We start from the raw sequence: 19,219 nt of genomic DNA, 5'->3' as shown, positions 1-19,219 counted from the left end.
CCGGTGACAGATTACGAGGCTCGTTTACGGCAAGCGATCGCCACCATCCGGGAGCTCCGAGCCGAGCGAGACGCCCTCGCGCGCGCCAGGTCCGAGCCGATCGCCGTCATCGGCATGGCGTGCCGGTTCCCGGGCGGCGCGTCGACGCCGGAGGCCTACTGGCGGCTGCTCGAGGACGGCGTGGACGCGGTCACGGAGATCCCCGCTGAGCGGTGGCGCCTCGACCCGGCGCCCGACGAGGCCCCGGATCCGCGGGCGCGCGCGGTCCGCTGGGGCGCCTTCCTCCGGGAGGTCGACCTGTTCGACGCGCGCTTCTTCGGCATCTCGCCCCGGGAGGCGATGGCCATGGATCCGCAGCAGCGCCTCCTGCTCGAGGTGGCCTGGGAGGCCCTGGAGCGCGGCGGGCAGGTCCCGGAGCGGCTCGTGGGGACCCGCACGGGCGTGTTCCTGGGCATGAGCACCAACGATTACGCCCACCTGTGCGGCGCGTTCGATCCCGGCGCGCAGGACATCCACGCCATGACGGGCAACTTCTTCTCTTTCCCGTCAGGCAGGCTGTCCTACACGCTCGGCCTCCAGGGGCCGAGCCTGACCGTCGATACGGCGTGCTCGTCGTCGCTCGTCGCGATTCACCTCGCGTGCCAGAGCTTGCGGAGCGGCGAGTGCTCGCTCGCCCTCTCGGGCGGGGTCAACGTCATCCTGTCGCCCGTGATGATGCGGCTCATCTCGACGACAGGGGCGCTCTCGCCGGACGGCCGATGCAAGGTCTTCGACGCGGAGGCGAGCGGCTTCGTTCGCGGCGAGGGGTGCGGGCTCGTGCTCCTGAAGCGGCTCTCCGACGCGCAGGCCGACGGCGATCCCATCTGCGCCGTCATCCGGGGCTCGGCGGTCAACCAGGACGGCCGCTCCACGGGGATGACCGCTCCCAACGTCCTCTCCCAGCAATCGATGCTGAAGCAGGCCCTGGAGAACGCCGGCGTGCAGGCCTCGGAGATCGGTTACGTCGAGACGCACGGGACGGGGACGTCGCTGGGGGATCCGATCGAGATCGAGGCGCTCGCGCAGGTCGTGGGGAGGCCGCGTGCGACGGAGGCCGGGTGTGTCCTCGGGGCGGTGAAGACGAACATCGGTCACCTCGAGTCGGCCGCCGGCGTGGCGGGGTTGATCAAGGCCGTGCTCGCCCTCCAGCACGGCGCCATCCCGGCGAACCTTCACTTCAGGGCGCTCAACCCGCGCATCAAGCTGGAGGGCACGTCGCTCGTCATCCCCACGCGCAAGCTCGCGTGGAAGGCGGGCGGCGCCGCGCGCCTCGCCGGCGTGAGCGCGTTCGGCCTGAGCGGGACCAACGCGCATGTGATCCTGGAGGAGGCGCCGCCGAGCACCGCCGCCTCTGCGGGCGAGGCGCCGGTCGTGCTCTTGCCGCTCTCGGCGAGGACCCCGGAGGCGCTCCTCGCGGCGGCACGGGCGTTCCGGGATCTCCTGCGCGAGCCGGTCACCGGCGCGTCTCCGCGCCTCGCGGACATCGCCTACACGGCGAGCGTCCGGCGGAGCCACCACAACCACCGCCTGGCCGTGGTGGGGAGCTCTCGGGAGGAGCTCGCGGCGTCCCTCGACGCCTGCGTCGCCGGACAGGCGCCTCCGGGGGCGACCCGGGGCGTCGCCGAGCCGGGAGCGCGGGCCAGCGTGGTCTTCGTGTTCTCGGGGCAGGGATCGCAGTGGTTCGGCATGCACCGGGAGCTCTTCGCGGAGGAGCCGAGCTACCGCGCCGCGCTCGAGGCCTGCGACGCGCTCGTGCGGCGCCACGCGGGCTGGTCGCTCCTGGGCGAGCTCGATGCGCCCGAGGCGACCTCGCGCTTGCAGGAGACGGAGGTGGCCCAGCCGGCGCTCCTCGCCGTCCAGGTGGCGATGACCGAGCTCTGGCGGTCCCTGGACATCCGGCCCGGCGCGGTCGTCGGGCACAGCGTCGGCGAGGTCGCGGCCGCGCACCTCGCGGGCGTCCTGAGCCTGGAGGAGGCCGTCCGGCTGGTGGTGCTGCGCGGGCGCCTGATGCAGCGGACGAAGGGCCGCGGGAAGATGGCCCTCGTCGCGGTGCCGGCCGAGGAGGCGGCGCGTGTCCTCGAGGGCTCGGGCGATCGTCTCACCATCGCGGCCGTCAACGATCCGCGCTCGGCCGTGCTGGCCGGCGAGGAGGAGGCGCTCTCGAACGTGCTGCGCCGCCTGCGCGAGGACGGGGTGGACTGCCGCCTGCTACCGGTGAGCCACGCGTTCCACAGCGCGCAGATGGCGCCGCTGGATCGCGAGCTCGAGATCGCGCTCTCCGGGCTCTCTCCGCGGAGGGCGGCGCTGCCCCTGTTCAGCTCGGTGACCGCCGCGCCGGTCGCGGGGAGCGAGCTCGATCCGGCGTACTGGGCGAGGAACATGAGAGAGCCGGTGCGGTTCGCGGGCGCCGTCGACGCCGCGCTGGCCGCGGGGTACCGGATCTTCCTCGAGGTCGGCCCGCACCCCGTCCTCTCCGGCCACCTCCAGCAGTGCTTCTCCGCGCGGGGGGCGGAGGCCCATGCGGTCTTCTCGTTGCGGCGAGGGTTCCCGGCGCGGCGGTGCCTGCTGCAGTCGCTCGGGGCGCTCCACGCGCACGGCCATGCCGTCGCGTGGAAGCGCCTCTATCCGGCTGGAGGGCGCTGCGTCTCGCTGCCGACGGTTGCCTGGCAGCGGACGCGGCACTGGATCGAGCGCGAGCGACCGGAGGCGCCGGACGCCCCGGCCGCCCCGCGCGCGTCCGGCGGCGCGCCCGCCCCCGAGCCGGACGCGGGCGGCGCGGCGGCGGTCGCCCTGGTCGAGCGCCTCAGGGCGGCCCCGGCCGGCGAGCGCCGGCGGGCGATGGAGGGGTGGCTGCAGACCTCCGCCGCGCAGACGCTGGGGCTCGACGATCCGGGGAAGATCGCGCCGGGCGCGAGCCTGCTCGATCTCGGGCTCGACTCGCTGATGAGCCTGGAGCTCCGCGACCGGATCGAGCTGGGCTTCAAGGTCAAGCTGCCGATCAACCTGCTGCTCGAGCATCCGACCGTCGCGGCGCTCGCCGAGCGCGCGCTGGACGCGCTGAGCTTGCCCGCGCCGCCGGGCGGCGAGCGCGCGCCCGAGGACGGCGGAGCGCCGCGAAGGTCGCCGCTCGTCGCGATCCGGCCCGGCGGCGAGGGATCGCCGTTCTTCTGCGTCCACCCGTTCGGCGGGCCGGTGCTCTGCTACACCGAGCTCGCTCGCCACCTGGGGACGGAGCGGCCCTTCTACGGCCTCCAGGCGAGCGGGCTGGACGACGGCGCCGCGCCTGACGAGCGGATCGAGGACATGGCCGCGCGTTATATCGAGGCCATCCGGGCCGTGAAGCCGGCGGGCCCCTATCTGCTCGGCGGCTGGTCGCTCGGCGGGCTCGTTGCGTTCGAGATGGCCCACCAGCTCGTGAGGTGCGGTGAGCGCGTCGCGCTCCTGGCCATGATCGATGGCTACATCTCGATCCCGAGCAGCCCTGAGCGCCGGCTGTGGCAGCTCGTCGAGTCCGCGAGGATGGCCCGCCCCGGGATGGCGTACGACGAGCTCTGCCGGCTCGACGAGGGCGAGCTGACGGAGCTCGTCCTCGGCGCAGCGCGCGGCGTGGCGCCGGGCTTCGCCGCCGCGGTCAAGCGGCTCGGGGCGGCTCACGGGCGGGCCGCGCGCTCCTACGTGATGCCCTGTTATGGTGGTCGTGTGGTCTATTTCCGGGCAGCGGAGCAGCCGCCGCCCGGCCCCTTTGGCCCGGCGACCGAGCCCTACGGGACTCTCTATCAGCCCATGGATGGGATCTCGTCACAACCGATCGAGATCGATGAAGTACCGGGATCTCATCACACGATGCTCCGGGAGCCTCACGTCAGGGTCCTGGCAGAGCGGCTCCGGGAGTGCCTGCTCGCCGCGGACATCCGCCCCTGAGGACCACGGTGAGGCGCGCGGGGCCCCGGGTGGCCGCGCCGCGCGCAGCAGGCAGAGCGGAGTACATGGAGCACTCCTGTGATCCTTCGCTCCGCGTCTGCTCGGGCGTGCAGCTGTGCTGCTCGCCCCGATGTGTCTACAATGAAACGCTACTCTGTCCGATAGAATTACGGTAGAAGTTTATGGGGCACCCGTACGGAGCGGCCGTTCCGGTGTGTTCGCGGCCGGATGGTCTCCGCGAGCGGATGGCCGGCGTGAGGAGAATAGGGTGGACAACAGCACGGTGGTAACCTTCTCGTCCGGTAAGATCTGGCTCGACGAGGTGAACGGGATTATTCGGGTCGAGTTCGCGCCCGGGACCCATCAGACGCTCCAGATCGCCCGAGAGGTCATCGCCGGTATCTGCGCGATCGGCGACGGCGTGCGGCGGCCCGCGCTCGTCGATCTCACCAAGGTGAAGGCGATTGACCGCGACGCCCGATCCTACTATGGGGGCCCCGAGTCGATCGCGAGCTGGCCTGCTCTGGCGATGCTGACCGACTCGCCCTTGAGCACGACGATCGCGAACATCTGGCTCGCGGTCTACAGCGCGATCAACGGGCGACGCGCCAACCCGTCCAAGATTTTTTCCGACGAGGCGGCCGCGGTCGAGTGGTTGAAAGGGTTCCGTTCGTGAGCGAAGGAGAGCAGTCGACCGACTCTCGTGTTGCCGAGCTCTGCTCGATCCTCCTCGGGGCGAGTCCAGCGGAGGGCGCGGTCCCAGGCGGAGCAAGCTTCGACCTGGCGAATCGCGCCGCCGAGGCGCTGGTGGAGGAGGTGCTCGAGCGGCGAGCGAGGGAGGAGCGGCTGGAGCGCCGGCTCAACGACATCATGGTGATGCTCAACTCCATCGTGTCGTTCGACTTCTCGAAGCGAGCGGAGATCAGCGAGCGAGGCGACTCCTGGGACGCGCTGGCGCTCGGCCTGAACATGGTGGCCGAGGAGCTCTCCTCCAGGGTGGTGTCCAGGGAGTACGTCGATAACATCCTCCAGTCGATGAGCGATCTGGTCGTCGTGGTGGACAAGGCGGGCACCATCACCAGCGTGAACGCCGCGGCGTGCCGCCTGTCGGCCTACGCCGCAGAGGAGCTCGTGGGCGCGCCTGCGAGCAGCATCTTTCCGGCCGCGTTCCCCTGCGTCATGGGCGATGACGAGAGCAGCGTCCTGATCGAGGAGACGGCGTTCCAGAAGAAGACAGGGGAGATCGCCGCTGTCTCTCTCTCGACCTCCATCATCGCCGACAGCGTCGGGGAGAGCCAGGGGCTCGTCTGCGTCGCGCGAGATCTCACCGAGCGCAAGCGCCTCGAGGAGGAGGAGCGCCAGCGCCTCGAGCAGGTGGTGGCGACCCAGGCGCTCCTGCTCGAGGAGCTCTCGACGCCGCTCATGCCGATCGCGGATCAGATCCTGGCCATGCCGGTGATTGGCTCCGTGGACGATCGCCGCTCGATCCAGATCATGGAGACGCTGCTGAACGGCGTCGTGGCGCGGGAGGCGCGGATCGTCATCATCGATATCACCGGCGTGCGGAAGATCGATGCGCGGGCGGTGCAGGGCATCGTCAACTCGGTGAAGGCGGTCAAGCTCCTCGGCGCGCAGGTGGTGCTGACCGGCATCCGGCCGGAGGTCGCCGTGGCGCTCATGGAGCTCGAGTTCAACCTCGGTGGCATCTACACGTTCGGCTCGTTGCAGACCGGCATTGGATACGCCATGAAGCAGCTCCAGAAGCCGGCTTGATCTGACAGGCGACGTGGCCGCGACTGCGAGCCCGGCATCGTCCTTGCCCATGTCGGGCTCGCCGCGCCTCCGGAGAGGCGCGCTCCGAAAGGGGAACACGATGCCCAGGACGCTCCTTCACTTTTCCATCGTCCCGATCCTCCTCGCCCTCGCCGGCGGCTGCTCCATCGAGGGCCGCCCGCCGTCCGGCACCGGCGGCACGCAATCCGAGCAGCCGCCCGCGCCGTCCGCGCCGCTCGGGCCCGAGCAGCAGGCGGAGCTCAGCGCGCTGCTCGCCGAGCGGGAGTCCTCGGCGAGCATGACCGACGCGGACTTCGCCTCGAAGTACCGCGTCGCCTTCGCTTCGGGCCTACCTTACGCGCCGGCGGACGCCGACCGCCTGTCGCTCCTCCAGGACACCACGCTCCGACTCGACGCGGACGAGCTCGCGAAGCTGTCCGCGAACGGCTTCGTCATCTCGGAGAAGAAGAGCTTCCCGACCTTCGTCTACGGCTACGAGAGCATCTACGCGCTCGACCTCCCGCTCTACGTGTCCGCCGACTCCATCCTGTACGCGGTCCACCGCTCGTACGACGCGATCCTGAAGCAAGTGGAGCTCGCCTCGCTCGCCCCCGAGCTCGCGACGATGCTCGCCGAGATGCGCGCGCGGCTCGCCGCGGGCGGAGGCGGCGAGCTCGGCGCCGAGGCGCGCGCCGACGCGGACCTCTACACGGCCGTGGCGCTCGCGGTCTTGACCGACACGCCCGTCGCGCCCGTCGCGGGCGCCGACGCCGCGAAGATCGACGAGCTCGTGGAGGGCGCGAAGGCCCACCAGGGCATGGGCGCGGTGCGCCTCTTCGGCTCCGACCGGCTCATGGACTTCTCGCAGTTCAAGCCCCGCGGCCACTACACCGACACGCCCGAGCTCGGGCGCTACTTCCGCAGCATGATGTGGCTCGGCCGCGTGGACTTCCGCTTCCTCGAGACCCAGGAGGACGGCAAGCAGGTCTTCCAGCGGCGCCAGCTCGAGGGCGCGTACGTGCTGCGCGCCCTCGCCGAGGAGAAGACGCTCGACCGCTACACGCGCATCGACGACGCGATCCAGGCCTTCGTCGGCGAGAGCGACTACATGACGCTCCCCGAGCTCGACGTGCTGCTCGCGGATCTCGGCCTCAGCGACGCCGCCGGCCTCGCCGGCGTCCCGGACGACACGATCGTCGAGGTCGTGATGAAGAAGGGCCACGGGACGCAGCGGATCTCGAGCCACATCATGATCAACGGCCTCGACAACGGCACGATGCCCCTGTCGTCGAGCTTCGCGCTGCTCGGCCAGCGGTACGTCGTCGACTCGCACGTCTTCTCGAACGTGGTCTACGACCGGGTGAAGGGCGGCGCCGTCAAGCGCATGATGCCGAACCCGCTCGACATGGGCTTCGCCGCGCTCGGCAACGATCAGGCGGGGCTCTTGCTCGCGCCCGAGCTCGGGCAGTTCCCCTACGCGCCCGACCTGCACATGATGCGCGTGCTCGTCGACGCGCACCCGGGCGAGTTCTGGAGCAAGAACCTCTACAACCGCTGGCTCGGCGCGCTGCGGGAGCTGTCGCCGGCGCGGGCGCTCGCCGACGCCGCGGGGCTGCCCGAGGTGGCCAAGACCGAGGCGTGGGGCCGGCGCCTGCTCAACACGCAGCTCGCCTCCTGGGCCGAGCTCCGGCACGACACCCTGCTCTACGCCAAGCAGTCGTACACGGGCGGCACCACGTGCGACTTCCCGGACGCCTACGTCGACCCGTACCCGGCGTTCTACGCGCGCATCGCCGAGCTGGCCGAGCACGGCGGCCGCGTCGTCGAGTCGCTCGATCTGTCGGGCGCGTCGTGGCTCACGGAGCGGCTGCCGGCGTACTTCGCGCGGCTGCACAGCGTCGCGCGGACGCTCGGCGAGATGGCCGCGAACGAGCGCGCCGGGCTGCCCCTCACCGAGGAGCACCTCGCCTTCATCAACCAGGCGGTCCGGGTGCAGCATGGCTGCGGCTCGCCGGCGGGCGCCGAGGGCTGGTACGCCCAGCTCTTCTTCGACGTCCTCGAGAGCGTGACCCAGGACCCGACGATCGCCGACGTGCACACCCAGCCCACCGACGAGGGCGGGGCGCCGGTCGGACGCGTGCTGCACGTGGGCACCGGCCTGCCGCGGCTCATGGTCGTCACCGCCGATCCCTGCGGCACGCCGCGCGCGTTCGTGGGGCTCGCCTCGTCGTACTTCGAGAAGATCACCGAGGATTTCGAGCGCATGACCGACGAGGAGTGGGCCGGCGACATCCTGGAGACGACGCCCGACGACGTCGCCTGGATGAAGGACCTCGTCTCCCGCTGATCTCGCGGTCCAGGGGCCACGCCGGCGCGAGCTGGCCCCTCGGGAATCTGTGCCGTGCTGTGCCAGCCGACGCGTCACCGTGATCACGGTTTGCCGTGCAGCCACGTACGGTGTGTCGCCGCTGGCATCGGCCTCCAGGCTCGAGCTTCAATTCACCCCACACCGGGGCTTCCGGACATCCTCCGGGTCGAGCTGGATTCGCCTCCACAGGGGGCCAGCGCACATCGCTTCAGGCGAGCCCGAGCGCGCCTCACGCCGCGGCTGCAGCCGACTGGAAGGCGCGCGAGAGCTCGGCCGGCGCCGGCAGCGCCGCGCTCGCGAGCCCCCGCCGCGCCACCGCGAGCCAGCGCATCGGGTCGGCGACCGCGCCGCTCGCGATCGCCGCGAGCAGGCGGCGGCGCATCCAGTCCTTGCGGCGGTAGAAGCTCGTGCCGTGCTCGGCCGTGGGGCGCGGGACGTAGCTCGCCAGCGAGACGTGCGTCTTCTCGTGGAGCAGGAGATCGGTGAGCGCGGTGAAGGCGATCGCGTCGTCCCGCAGGAGCACCGCCGTGAGCAGCGCCCGCACCCGCGACGAGGCGAGGTTCACGCTGATCCCGCTCCCGTCGGTGTGCGCCATCTCGTCGGGGCCGTAGAGATCCTGGTGCACCCAGATCGGCGATGGCGTCAGGTCCGCCGACTCCGAGATCACCGCGTCGAGCCGCTCGATGACCGTCATCGCCGCGGCCACGGCGCGGACGCCGGGCACCTCGGCCGCGATCGTCAGGAGCGCGTCGCGCGAGGTGCGGGGCATCGGGCACGGCGCGGCGCCCGGCGCGCGGGTAGGCGCCGCCGCCGCGGCGGCCTCGAGGGGCTGCGAGGCCGCGCCCTCGCTCGCGAGGCGCCGCCAGAACGCCTGCGCGAGCGGCTCGTCGAGCGCGAGGTACACGAGCTCCCCGGGGCGCGCGCCGGGCGCCTCCCGCCCGGCGGCGGCCCCGGGCGCCGCGGCGGAGGCGCCGAGCGGCCAGCGGGCAGCGCTCCGGCCGGGGCCCGGCGGGGCGGTCTCGAGCGGGCGGAGCACGCCGGCCCGGTGCGCCTGGAGCAGCTCGCGCAGCGTGAGCGGCGCGCTGCGAACGTGGAGCTGGCCGAGGAGCGGGGACAGCGCCGCCCCCGGAGGCCGCTGGCCGGCGTCGACCACGAGCGACCGGAAGAGCGGCGCGTCGAGCAGACCGCTCGCGAAGCGGATGACCTGCTCGGGGGCCGCCACCGTGGGGGTGCGCGCGGCCGGATCGAGCTCGTCCACCCCCTGGGCGGACGCGATCATGAGGGTCTCGCCGAGCAGCGCCGCGTGCACGAACCGGTCGAGCACCGACGAGAGCCGGTGATCCACCGCGCGCAGGAGCTCGCGGTCGTACAGGGCGTCGCGCAGGATGAAGCGCTCGAACGCGGCCACGAGCGCCGCCTCGACCGCCGTGGACGCGCTCGCCGCGACCGCCGAGCGGCCCTTGTTGAGCGGCACGCCGAGCGGCAGCTCCGCGACCAGGCCGAAGCCGGCGGCCGTGATCGCGCGCGCGAGCTCGCGGTGCAGGCCGAGCTCGGGGCCGGGGAAGGGGTCGATCCGCGTCGCCACCGTGAGCCCCTTCTGGGTGATCGTGAGCTGCGGTTCGATGCCGTCGCCCCGGCCCACGAGGAGCTCGAGCGCGCCGCAGAGCGCGCCCGACGGCGGGAGCCGGAGCGGCACCTCGGCGGCGCGGCGGAGGCGCGCCCGCGCCGTGTTGACCAGCGCGCCGTCGACGTAGATCCGCGCGGCGGCCGGGTCGACCAGCCCCACCGCCGCGGTGACCTCCGCGGCGAGCGCCGGCCGCGAGATCGGCTGCGCGAGCGAGAGCCGCACCGAGGTGCCCGTCGTCGGGCGGCGCGGCGGCGCAGGGGCGCGCGCGGGGCCGCCGTCGTCCGGCGGCGCCGGCGAGAGGCGGTGCAGGGACAGGAGCGTCCACGAGAAGTCCTCGTAGGGTGGCCCCGCGCCGAGCGGCGCGACGAGCAGCCGGTGCCCGCCCAAGGGCGTCGCCGTGACCACCTCGATCCAGGGCGCGATCTCCAGCGCCGAGAAGAAGCCGATCCCGTGCTCGCCGATCGCGTCGGGCTCGCCCGCCTTGCCGCTCCGGAAGGGGACGAGCAGGTCGGCGAGGAGCTCGGTCCGGCTCATGCCGCGGCCCTGGTCGGTGACCGAGATCTCGCGCCCGTCCTCGGTCGAGCGGACATCGATGCGGGCGCCGGGGGGCGAGGCGTCGAGCGCGTTCTGGAGCAGCTCGCGGAGCGGGCCGATCCGCGACGACGCCTGCGCATAGATGGTGCGCGAGAGGATGCGCTGCGCGAGGTCGGGCACCGTGGCCTCGCTGCGGCAGGCGGCGACGAGCGCGAGGCGCTCCGCGCTGCTCGCCTGAAGGTAGGCCTCGGCCCGCCCGTGGATCCGCACGAGGAGCAGCTCCGAGAAAAGCCCGTACGAGATCTGGGTCATGGCTCGCCTCCGGAGGTCCTTTCGCCGGGCCGGGGCGCGGCGCAGGCCGCCCCGTCCACGGGTTCGCCGACGATGAGATCGCGCTCGAGATCGGCCTCGCGCACCCCGGAGGCCCGATCGAAGGCCGCCCTCAGCGCGTACCAGTCGCACCAGCCCGAGGGACGCCGCACCGCCGCGCTGTCGTCGCGGATGAGCAGGACCCGGCGCGTGCCGAGGCACGGCAGCGGTCCAGCCGGGCGTCGCCACGCAGCGGCGGGGAGCGGGGGCGCGCCCGGAGCCCCTGGCGGAGGCGCGGCGCCCGCGCCGCGGTCCGTCTGGGGCCGGCTCCGGCAGAGGGCGACCATGGTCGTGTGCGGGCTCGCCGCGCGCGCGAGGATCAGCGGCAGCCCCGCGAGGTCGCCGCGGCGCCGCGCGAGGGCCGCGAGCGTCTCCGGCGGATCGAGATCGAGCTCGTCCTCGAGGAGCTCGCGCTCGCCGGGAAGGTGGGGCTGCCACTCGCGCTCCGCCCAGAAGCTCTCCGGCACGAAGAGCCGATCGGCGACGCTCGGCCCGAGGAACCCGAGCAGCGCCTCGCGCCGCTCGGGGGTCACCATGCAGCGCCCCGGGCCGAGCAGGGCGCGCGCGAGATCGAGGGCCACCTCGTCCCAGCCCGCGGATTGCAGCATGAGCGCGCTGATCTGCGCGGCCATCTCGGCGAGCCGGTCGCGCGTGCGCCGGCCCTCGCCGCTCGCCGCGGCGAGCTGGATGAGCCGCCGGTAGAACGCCGTCGCGACCGCGGTGAACTCCGGCCCGATCTTGAGCGCGTCGCGCCCCTCGGTCAGCTCCACGGCGGCCGGGAAATCGATGAGCGCGAGCTCGGCCAGGGCGAGGCAGGCGTCGATCTTGACCCCCCCATGGAAGGTGGCCGCCGAGATGCTCGGGAGCAGCCCTCGCCCGCCGACGTGGAACCGCGCGAGGAGCGCGCCGTCGCGCTCCTCCTCGAGGCCGTCGCGCTCCTCCTGCGCGCGCGGGCCGCTCGCCGCGTCGGGGTCGTCCGCCCCGGCGGAAGACGCGCGCCAGTCGCCGGGGGTCTGCGGCGCGCGCGCGATCCGCTCCTGGATGAGCTGCCCGCCCGAGATCAGCCGGCCGTCGTTCACGGCCGCGCCGTCGAGCAGCACGAGGGCGCGGCTCGCGGGGAAGAAGTGGAGCGCGTCGCGCAGGTAGGCGCGGACCGCGCCCGCCTCGAGCAGCGACGACGTGACGCGCACGCGCGTCCCGAGCAGCGGCGCGATCCGGCGCACCGAGCACATCAGCGCGGCGGTGAGCTCGGGCGACGCGCGGCCGCAGGCGCGCTCGGGCACCTCGGGGGTGGGCTCGGGCGCGTCGCCCGCGTCGCCCACGTCGCCCGCGCTGGGCCAGGCCACGACGCGGATCGCCCACCCCTCGATGCCGTCGCCGGTCGTGACGTGCAGGCTGAAGCTCTCCGGGTCCGAGAGCCCGAGCCCGAGCACCGAGAAGAACCCGACCCCGAACCGGCCGAGATCGATCCCGGGGCGCTTGTCTGTCGCGAACGGGATGAGCAGCCGTGAGAGGATTGCTCGGAGCCCCATGCCGGCGCCGGTGTCGCTGACGTCGACGCGCCCGTCGTTGACGGCGACGTCGACGAGCGGCTGCGGCGCGCGGGCCGCGTCGGCGGCGTTGAGCACGAGCTCGATGAGCGGCCGCAGCGGGTGCCCGAACTGGCGGCAGATCTCCTCGTCGAGGATCTTGATCAGGTAGGCGCGGTCGATGGGGGGCTCCGCGAGGTCGCGCTGCCCCGCGCACAGCGCCTCGAGGGCCGGCCGGTGCAGGCCGACGGCGACGAGCTCGTGCAGCGCTCCCAGAAAGTACAGCCCGGCGTCTCCTGGCAGAGGCGCGGCGCGTCGGCTGCCGCCCCCGTCACCCCCCGCTCCGTAGTGCGCGTGCACGCTCGACTGCTCCCCCTCACGCCCGCCCTCGACATTCCCCTGCGCGAAGTGCGCGCACCCACCGTGCGAATGCGCGCCGAGTGAGCGCCGAGCGGCGAACGATCGACGGAGCTTTCACCGCCCGTGCCGAGCCGAGCCGTCGGGCGGCGGCCGTCCGTCCTTCAGCGCGCGGCCGCCGGGGGCGGCGGCCTCCTGGCGCGCCGCGCTATCCCGCGGCCCGCTGCTGCGGCGGCGAGCTCGGGGCGCCGCGCTCTTCGCCTTCGTCCGCTTCGCCCGCGCCCTGGCCGTCGCGGCGCTGCATCGTGGAGCCGCGGGGGAGCGTGGCGCCGTGGGGCAGCGTGGCGCTCAGGGGCAGCGGCGTCTCGCTCTGGGGCAGCGGCGTCTCGCTCTGGGCCAGGTCCGAGAGCTGGGCCAGGTCCGAGAGCGCCAGCGCGCTCCACTTGCCCGGGGGCGGAACCGACAGCACCCCGTCGCGCTCGCGCTCCAGGCGCGCGTTCAGCTCGCCGCCGATGAGCAGCGCCAGCGCCAGCAGCCACAGCCAGAACAGGAAGATCGCGACGGTCGCGAGGCTCCCGTAGAACGTGGCGTAGCGGCCGAACGTGGTCACGTAGAGCGAGAAGAGGGTCGACACGACCGACCAGAGCACCACGGTGAGCACCGCGCCCGGGAAGACCCGGCGCCGCTCGATGTTGGGGCGCTGGATCGAGAGCCTGAAGAACGCGGCCACCATGCAGGTGACGAGCCCCGCGGGGAGGGCGAAGGCGACGATCCGGGCGCCGATCGAGCCCGAGAGCGAGCCGATCAGCACGCCGACGCCGGCGACCACGGGCACCACGGCCAGGCTGGCCATCACGCACGCCGCAGCGATCGCCCTGCGCACGTACCAGGGGCGCTCGCGCGTGTTGTAGATCGTGTCGAACACGCCCATGGCGGTCGAGAGCCCGGAGGACGTGATCCAGAGGAAGCCGGTGATGCTGATCGGGGCGACCGCCGACGACTGCGAGAGCCGGAGGAGCTCCTCCGAGACGAGGTTCGCGACCTCCGGCGGCGCCGCCTGGAGGAGCGGCCGCGCCACGAGGTCCGACCACTCCTTGGTCCGGCTGAGCACGTAGCCGGCGAAGGCGGCGAGGGGGATCAGGCTGAGGAACGCGTCGAAGGCCATCGCGCTCGCGGCCCGCGGCCCGTTGTGGCGATCCAGGCTGACGATGACGCTCCACACCGCCTTTGCGGCGCGGTGGCGCTCGATATGTCGCCGGATCGGAGCAGGCACGGGGGCAGCGTCGCTCTCCCTGGTGCGGGGCGCAATACCATCCGCCGCGCGCTCCCGGCTCCGGAGATCTCGGGATGGTGGCAACTTCCGGCAGCAGCGGGCCGGTGCCTCTGGGCTCTAGGCCTCGGCGTTCCTGTCGGCGGCGAGGAGGCTCTGCACCGCGTAGGGCACCGACTCGACGCCGGCGAGCTCGGCGAGGGCGTAGGCGATGTGCTCGCGGCTCGCGTGCGGCGGGATGCCGACGATCGCCCACGAGCCCCCCTCGCCGCGCTGCAGGTTCTTCCCGCGCTCGATGCGGAGCGCGGCGAGGGCCGGGTAGACGGCCACCGTCATCCGTTTTGGCCGGAGACGGTCCAGCGCGCGCATGGCGAAGGCGATCCGGTCGAACTCGCTGGGATCGCGGTACTCGATATGCCGCTGCTGGTCGATCTCCACGTGGTGGTGGGTGTCACGCTCGCGCACCGCGTGAGCATAGCCCGAGCGGGCCGCCGCGCCGCTCCGGGCGCTGCGGCTCGGCCGTCGGCGGCGGTGGCGGTGGTAGCCCCACGCATGGCCGAGCCTGCCGGGGGCGCCCGTGCGCCGGACAAACCCGGGGCCCGCGGGTGCCGCTACGCGCCGACCATGCTACGCGCCGGAGCGCCATGGACAGCCTCCCCCTGCTCGCCGGTCACCCGTACGCCTCCTTTCTCGATCAGGTCGAGAAGCCTGCGCGCTACGCGGGCGGCGAGGTCGGCTCGGTCGTGAAGGACTGGGCGTCGGTCGAGGCGCGCGTCTGCCTCGCCTTCCCGGACGTCTACGACATCGGGATGAGCCACCTCGGCTTCAAGATCCTCTACAAGCTCCTCAACGACGACCCGCGCACGCTGGCCGAGCGCTGCTATGCGCCGTGGGTCGACATGGAGGCCCAGCTCGTGAAGCGCGGGCTGCCGCTCGTCTCGCTCGAGTCGGCGCGCCCGCTCAGGGACTTCGACGTCGTGGGCTTCTCCCTGCAGTTCGAGCTCACCTACTCCAACATCCTCACGATGCTGCACCTCGGCGGCGTCCCGCTGCGCGCGGCCGACCGCGGCGAGGACGACCCGATCGTGATCGCGGGCGGCCCGACGGCGACCCACCCGGAGCCGATCGCCCCCTTCCTCGACGCCCTCGTCATCGGCGACGGCGAGGAGAAGGCGACCGAGGTCGCCCTCCTGTGGACCCGGCTCAAGCGCGAGGGCGTGCCGCGGCGCGACCGGCTCGTCGCGATCGCGCGCCTCGGCGCGGTGTACGTGCCCTCGCTCTACGCGACCCGGCTCGACCCCGACACCGGCTTCGAGGTCGTCGATCGCCCGCTCGTCTCCGGGATCCCGTTCCCGATCGAGCGCGCCCTCGTCGATCTGAACAAGTACCCGTTCCCCGACGAGAGCCCCACCGGCGGCCCCGAGGCCATCTTCGACCGGATGTCGATCGAGATCGCCCGCGGCTGCACCGAGGGGTGCCGCTTCTGCCAGGCCGGGATGATCTACCGCCCCGTCCGCGAGCGCGATCCCGAGCAGATCGTCGAGACCGTGATGCGCGCGGTGCAGAAGTCCGGCCAGGACGAGGTCTCGCTCACGGCGCTGTCGACCGCCGATGTCTCGTGCATCGCGCCGCTCGTCAAGAAGGTCACCGAGCGCCTCACCAAGGAGCGCATCTCGCTCGGCGTCTCGTCGCTGCGCGCCTACGGGCTCGAGCCCGACCTGCTCGACGAGCTCAAGCGCGTGCGCGCGACGGGCCTCACCTTCGCGCCCGAGGCGGGGACCCAGAGGATGCGCGACGTCGTGAACAAGAACGTCACGGAGGAGCAGCTCCTCGAGACGGCCGAGCGCGTGTTCAGCCGCGGCTGGGGCAAGATGAAGCTCTACTTCATGATCGGCCTCCCGACCGAGACCGACGAGGACGTGCGCGGCATCGTCGAGACGGGCGCCCGCGCGGCCGGCGCCGGCCGGAGGGCGGCCGGCAAGGGCAAGCCGGTCGACGTGACGGTCAGCGTGTCGACGCACGTGCCGAAGCCCCACACCCCCTTCCAGTGGGCGGCGATGGACACGCGCTCCGAGGTCGGGCGCAAGCAGCAGCTGCTCAAGGACACGGTGCGGCCCTACCGCGCCGTCACGCTGAAGACCCACGAGGCCAACGCCAGCGTCCTCGAGGGCATCTTCGCCCGCGGCGACCGACCCCTCGCCGACGTCCTCGAGCGGGCGTGGCGCGGCGGCGCCCGCTTCGACTCGTGGGACGATCAGATCAAGCTGTCCGTGTGGGAGGAGGCGTTCACGCACACCGGCGTCGACCGGGCGAAGTACCTCGGCACCCTCCCGGTCACGGCGCGGCTGCCGTGGGATCACATCGACGTCGGCCTCGAGGATGGCTTCCTCGCGAAGGAGTACCGGAAGGCGCTCCAGAGCCGCCTCAGCCCGCCGTGCGGCAAGGTCGCCGGCATGTTCGTGCACCACACGAACCTCGACGACGCCACGGCCGATACGCGGCGGCTCGTCTGCTACGACTGCGGCGTCGCCTGCGATATGACGCTGATGCGCGACGAGCGGCTGACCTTCCTCGACCGGCTCGGCGCCCACAAGCGCTCGCTGCCGGTGCTCACCGACGCAGCCGCCGCGCCGTCGGCTGCCGCCGGCGGCCCGCCCGCCGAGCCGACGCGCGCCGGCGACGCGGAGCCCTCCCGCGCCGGCGCGGACGACGCCCCGCGCGACGCGGAGCCCTCCCGCGCCGGCGCGGACGACGCCCCGCGCGACGCGGATCTCCCGCGCGCCGGCGGCGAGGATCCGGTCCGCGCCGAGGCCGCGGCGCCTCCCCCCGCCGGCGGCGAGGCGCCCCCGCACGCGAAGCGGAAAGGGCCCGCAACGAAGGGGCGCGGCGGCTTCCGCTACCGCTTCCGCTTCGAGAAGACCGGGCCGGTGGCGCTGCTCGGCCACCTGGACGTCGTGCGCGAGCTGCCCCGCGTGATCCGGCGCGTCGGCATGCCGATGACCTACACCGCGGGCTTCCACCCGAAGCCCGACATGACGTTCTCTCCGGCGCTCTCGCTCGGCGTCATCAGCCTCGACGAGTACGTCGACCTCCGCCTCGAGCGCGATCTCGACCCCGCCGCGCTCGACGCGCTCGTCGCCTCGATGTCGGCCGCGAGCCCCCGCGGGCTCGCGTTCCGCGGCGCCGTGAAGCTCGGCCCGGAAGACCCCGCCCTGAGCAAGCTGATCGCCGGCGCGCGGTACGCGCTCGCGTTCGCGCGCTCGTCGATCGGCGGCGACGCGGAGGCCTTCCTCGCCGCCCGCTGCAGCGCCGTCCTCTCGGCCGCGTCGCTCCCGATCCGCCGGGAGATCGACCGGCTCGCGAAGATGGTCGACGTGCGCCAGTACCTCGTGCGGGCCGAGGTCGGCGGGCCGGACGTGCTCTCGGCGCTCGCGCGCGCCGGGCTCGTCGGCGACCTCGTCGCCGTCGAGGTCGAGGTCGACATCCGCGGCTCGGGCGCGGTGAAATCGTCCGAGGTCGCGGCGGTGATCGCGGGCGAGCCCGGCGAGGCGCCGGGCGCAATCACGCCGCCGCCGCACCGCGCCGTGCGGCTTCAGCTGTTCGGCCGCGCCGCGCCGGCGGGCTCCGCCGCGGGCGAGCGCTTCTCGCTCTTCGACCTCGATCGGGCGCGCCGCGTCAAGTCGGCTCCGGAGCGGGCGCCGTCCCTCGCGCTCGCCGCGGACGCCGAGTGAGCCAGCCCGGGACGGTCGCGTCGCAAAGATCCTCCGGGTGACGGCGGCGCGTCGTCTGCGGGGAGCGCGCGGGCGATCCCCCGCGGATGGGCTACGCTGCGCTCTGCTTTATGGCAAAAGAGGGTCACGAAACCGAATGCTGCGCCGCGCGCCTCGCCGCGGCGGGAGCGGTTGGTGCGAGCGTCGCCCATGAGCTGCGCAACGCCCTCGCGGTCGCGGAGTCGTCGCTCTACCTGGCGCAGCGCGATCTCGACGATCGGCCCCGCCTGCTGCGCCACCTCGACCGGGTGACGTGCGAGATCCGCAAGGCGCACGAGGTCATCGGCAGCGTCCTCGGGCTGGCGCGCGGCGAGCCGCTGCGGCGCGAACCGGCGCATGTCGGCAAGCTGATCGAGAGCGCCCGGCACGCGCTGGTCCTGCGCACGGCGGTCCGGTTCGAGGTCGCCGTCGTGCCGGCCGACCTCACGCTCCTGTGCGACCCCATCCTGCTCGAGCGCGTCTTCTCGAACCTTTATCTCAACGCGATCGAGGCGCTCGACAACGCCCCCGGCGGCTCGATCGTCACGCGCGCGTGGTGCGGCGACGAGCGCACGTACCTCGAGGTCGAGGACAACGGCCCCGGCGTCCACCCCTGCGTGGTCGACCACCTCTTCGAGCCGCTCGTGACCGCCAAGGTGAAGGGGACCGGGCTCGGGCTCGCGCTGAGCCGGGTCATCGTCGAGGCGCACGGCGGCGAGATCGCGGCGACGATGGGCCGCTGCACGGGCACGGCGTTCCGCATGTGGCTGCCGAGCCAGTAGTCGGTAGCCCCGGCCGGTAGCGCCGGCGCGCCGGGGCGCGCCACCCGCGTGCTATCGTCCTCTCATGCACGGGCAAGCCAAGCGCCATCCGTCGGGACGCGGCCCTTTTCGCGCGGAGCACGTCCGCTCGGGCGACCCGTACGAGCTGTCGAACGGCCACCCCGTTTACTGCGCCCCCACGGGGGGGCGTGCCTCCGGGCCGAACCACCTGGGCAGCTCGGTCGTGGGGTGGGATCCGGCGGTCAAGGAGGCGGGCGTGGACACGGGTTACACCCTGGGCCAGGGCACCCTCCGGGCGCCGGACGTCGCGGTGGGGAACGTGCCCGACAGGCCCGGCTGGGTGAAGGGGGTACCGGAGCTCGCCATCGAGTACGCCGACGTGGGGCAGGACGAGGAGAAGCTCCAGGAGAAGATCGCCGACCTGCTCGAGGCCGGCACGAAGCTCCTGTGGGTGGTACGCCTCAACGGCCCGCGGCGGGTCGAGGTGCACGAGCCCCGCCGGAAGATGCGCGTCGTGCTCCCCGGGCAGCTGCTGAGCGCGCCGGGCATCCTGAAGAACGCGGTCCCCGTCGAGGCGCTCTACGACCGCAGCGAGGCGGAGAAGGCCACGCTGACCAACCTGCTCCAGCGGCGCGGCTACGACGACCTCGACGCCGTGCTCGCTGCAGGGCGCGAAGAGGGGCGCGAAGAGGGGCGCGAAGAGGGGCGCGAGGAAGGGATCCTCGAGGGCAAGCGCGATGCGCTGAGGCGCGTCCTCGATCGGCGAGGGCTGCGGCTCACGAAGGCGGCGGCGGCGAAGATCTCGTCGTGCAGGAGCGAGCGCGCGCTGGATGGCTGGCTCGATCGCGCCCTCGTCGCGTCGACCACGGCGGAGGTGTTCAGGCGCGCGGGCCGTTGACCC

General features: G+C 73.2%; 11 protein-coding genes. 7 read left to right on the top strand and 4 right to left on the bottom strand.

Going from position 1 to position 19,219, the window contains the following annotated elements:
• The first annotated feature begins 3 nt into the window (after window positions 1-3).
• From WMF36_RS34435 to WMF36_RS34420, 4 genes are all read left to right on the top strand, one after another.
• A complete protein-coding gene (locus WMF36_RS34435; protein WP_437575035.1) occupies window positions 4-3,960 on the top strand; it encodes a type I polyketide synthase in 3,957 nt (1,318 codons plus the stop codon).
• Window positions 3,961-4,228: 268 nt separating this feature from the next.
• Window positions 4,229-4,636, top strand: coding sequence for a DUF7793 family protein (locus tag WMF36_RS34430; RefSeq protein ID WP_437575034.1), 408 nt, complete (start codon window positions 4,229-4,231; stop codon window positions 4,634-4,636).
• Window positions 4,633-5,733, top strand: a complete 1,101-nt coding sequence (locus tag WMF36_RS34425; RefSeq protein WP_437575033.1) for a PAS domain S-box protein — start codon at window positions 4,633-4,635, stop codon at window positions 5,731-5,733. Before WMF36_RS34430 ends, WMF36_RS34425 begins: the two co-directional genes overlap by 4 nt.
• Window positions 5,734-5,833: 100 nt before the next feature.
• Window positions 5,834-8,080, top strand: a complete 2,247-nt coding sequence (locus WMF36_RS34420) for a DUF3160 domain-containing protein (RefSeq protein ID WP_437575032.1) — start codon at window positions 5,834-5,836, stop codon at window positions 8,078-8,080.
• Between the two features lie 250 nt (window positions 8,081-8,330).
• Here WMF36_RS34420 and WMF36_RS34415 read toward each other — a convergent pair whose 3' ends face one another.
• From WMF36_RS34415 to WMF36_RS34400, 4 genes are all read right to left on the bottom strand, one after another.
• Entirely contained in the window at window positions 8,331-10,574 is a 2,244-nt protein-coding gene (locus WMF36_RS34415; RefSeq protein WP_437575031.1) for an ATP-binding protein, read from the bottom strand.
• On the bottom strand, window positions 10,571-12,520 hold the full coding sequence (locus tag WMF36_RS34410) for an ATP-binding protein (RefSeq protein WP_437575030.1): 1,950 nt from the start codon (window positions 12,518-12,520) through the stop codon (window positions 10,571-10,573). Before WMF36_RS34410 ends, WMF36_RS34415 begins: the two co-directional genes overlap by 4 nt.
• Before the next feature lie 205 nt (window positions 12,521-12,725).
• The gene (locus WMF36_RS34405; RefSeq protein WP_437575029.1) at window positions 12,726-13,790 is read right to left on the bottom strand and encodes a YihY/virulence factor BrkB family protein; all 1,065 of its coding nucleotides are present in this window, start codon (window positions 13,788-13,790) and stop codon (window positions 12,726-12,728) included.
• Window positions 13,791-13,907: 117 nt separating this feature from the next.
• Window positions 13,908-14,252, bottom strand: a complete 345-nt coding sequence (locus WMF36_RS34400; RefSeq protein WP_437479713.1) for a hypothetical protein — start codon at window positions 14,250-14,252, stop codon at window positions 13,908-13,910.
• 179 nt (window positions 14,253-14,431) lie between these two features.
• Here WMF36_RS34400 and WMF36_RS34395 point away from each other — a divergent pair, with 179 nt between their 5' ends.
• The 3 genes from WMF36_RS34395 to WMF36_RS34385 all read left to right on the top strand — a co-directional run bounded on the left by WMF36_RS34395 (window position 14,432) and on the right by WMF36_RS34385 (window position 19,216).
• Window positions 14,432-17,518: a TIGR03960 family B12-binding radical SAM protein gene (locus WMF36_RS34395; RefSeq protein WP_437575028.1), complete on the top strand. Its 3,087-nt coding sequence runs from the start codon at window positions 14,432-14,434 to the stop codon at window positions 17,516-17,518.
• Between the two features lie 110 nt (window positions 17,519-17,628).
• Entirely contained in the window at window positions 17,629-18,318 is a 690-nt protein-coding gene (locus WMF36_RS34390) for a sensor histidine kinase (protein ID WP_437575027.1), read from the top strand.
• A 64-nt stretch (window positions 18,319-18,382) separates the two neighbouring features.
• A complete protein-coding gene (locus WMF36_RS34385; protein WP_437575026.1) occupies window positions 18,383-19,216 on the top strand; it encodes a Uma2 family endonuclease in 834 nt (277 codons plus the stop codon).
• Window positions 19,217-19,219: the final 3 nt, after the last annotated feature.

It is taken from the genome of Sorangium sp. So ce887 (genome assembly GCF_051521455.1).
GTDB lineage: Bacteria > Myxococcota_A > Polyangia > Polyangiales > Polyangiaceae > Sorangium.
The sequence above is the reverse complement of the archived record's forward strand: the minus strand, read 5'-3'. Positions and strand labels throughout refer to the sequence as shown.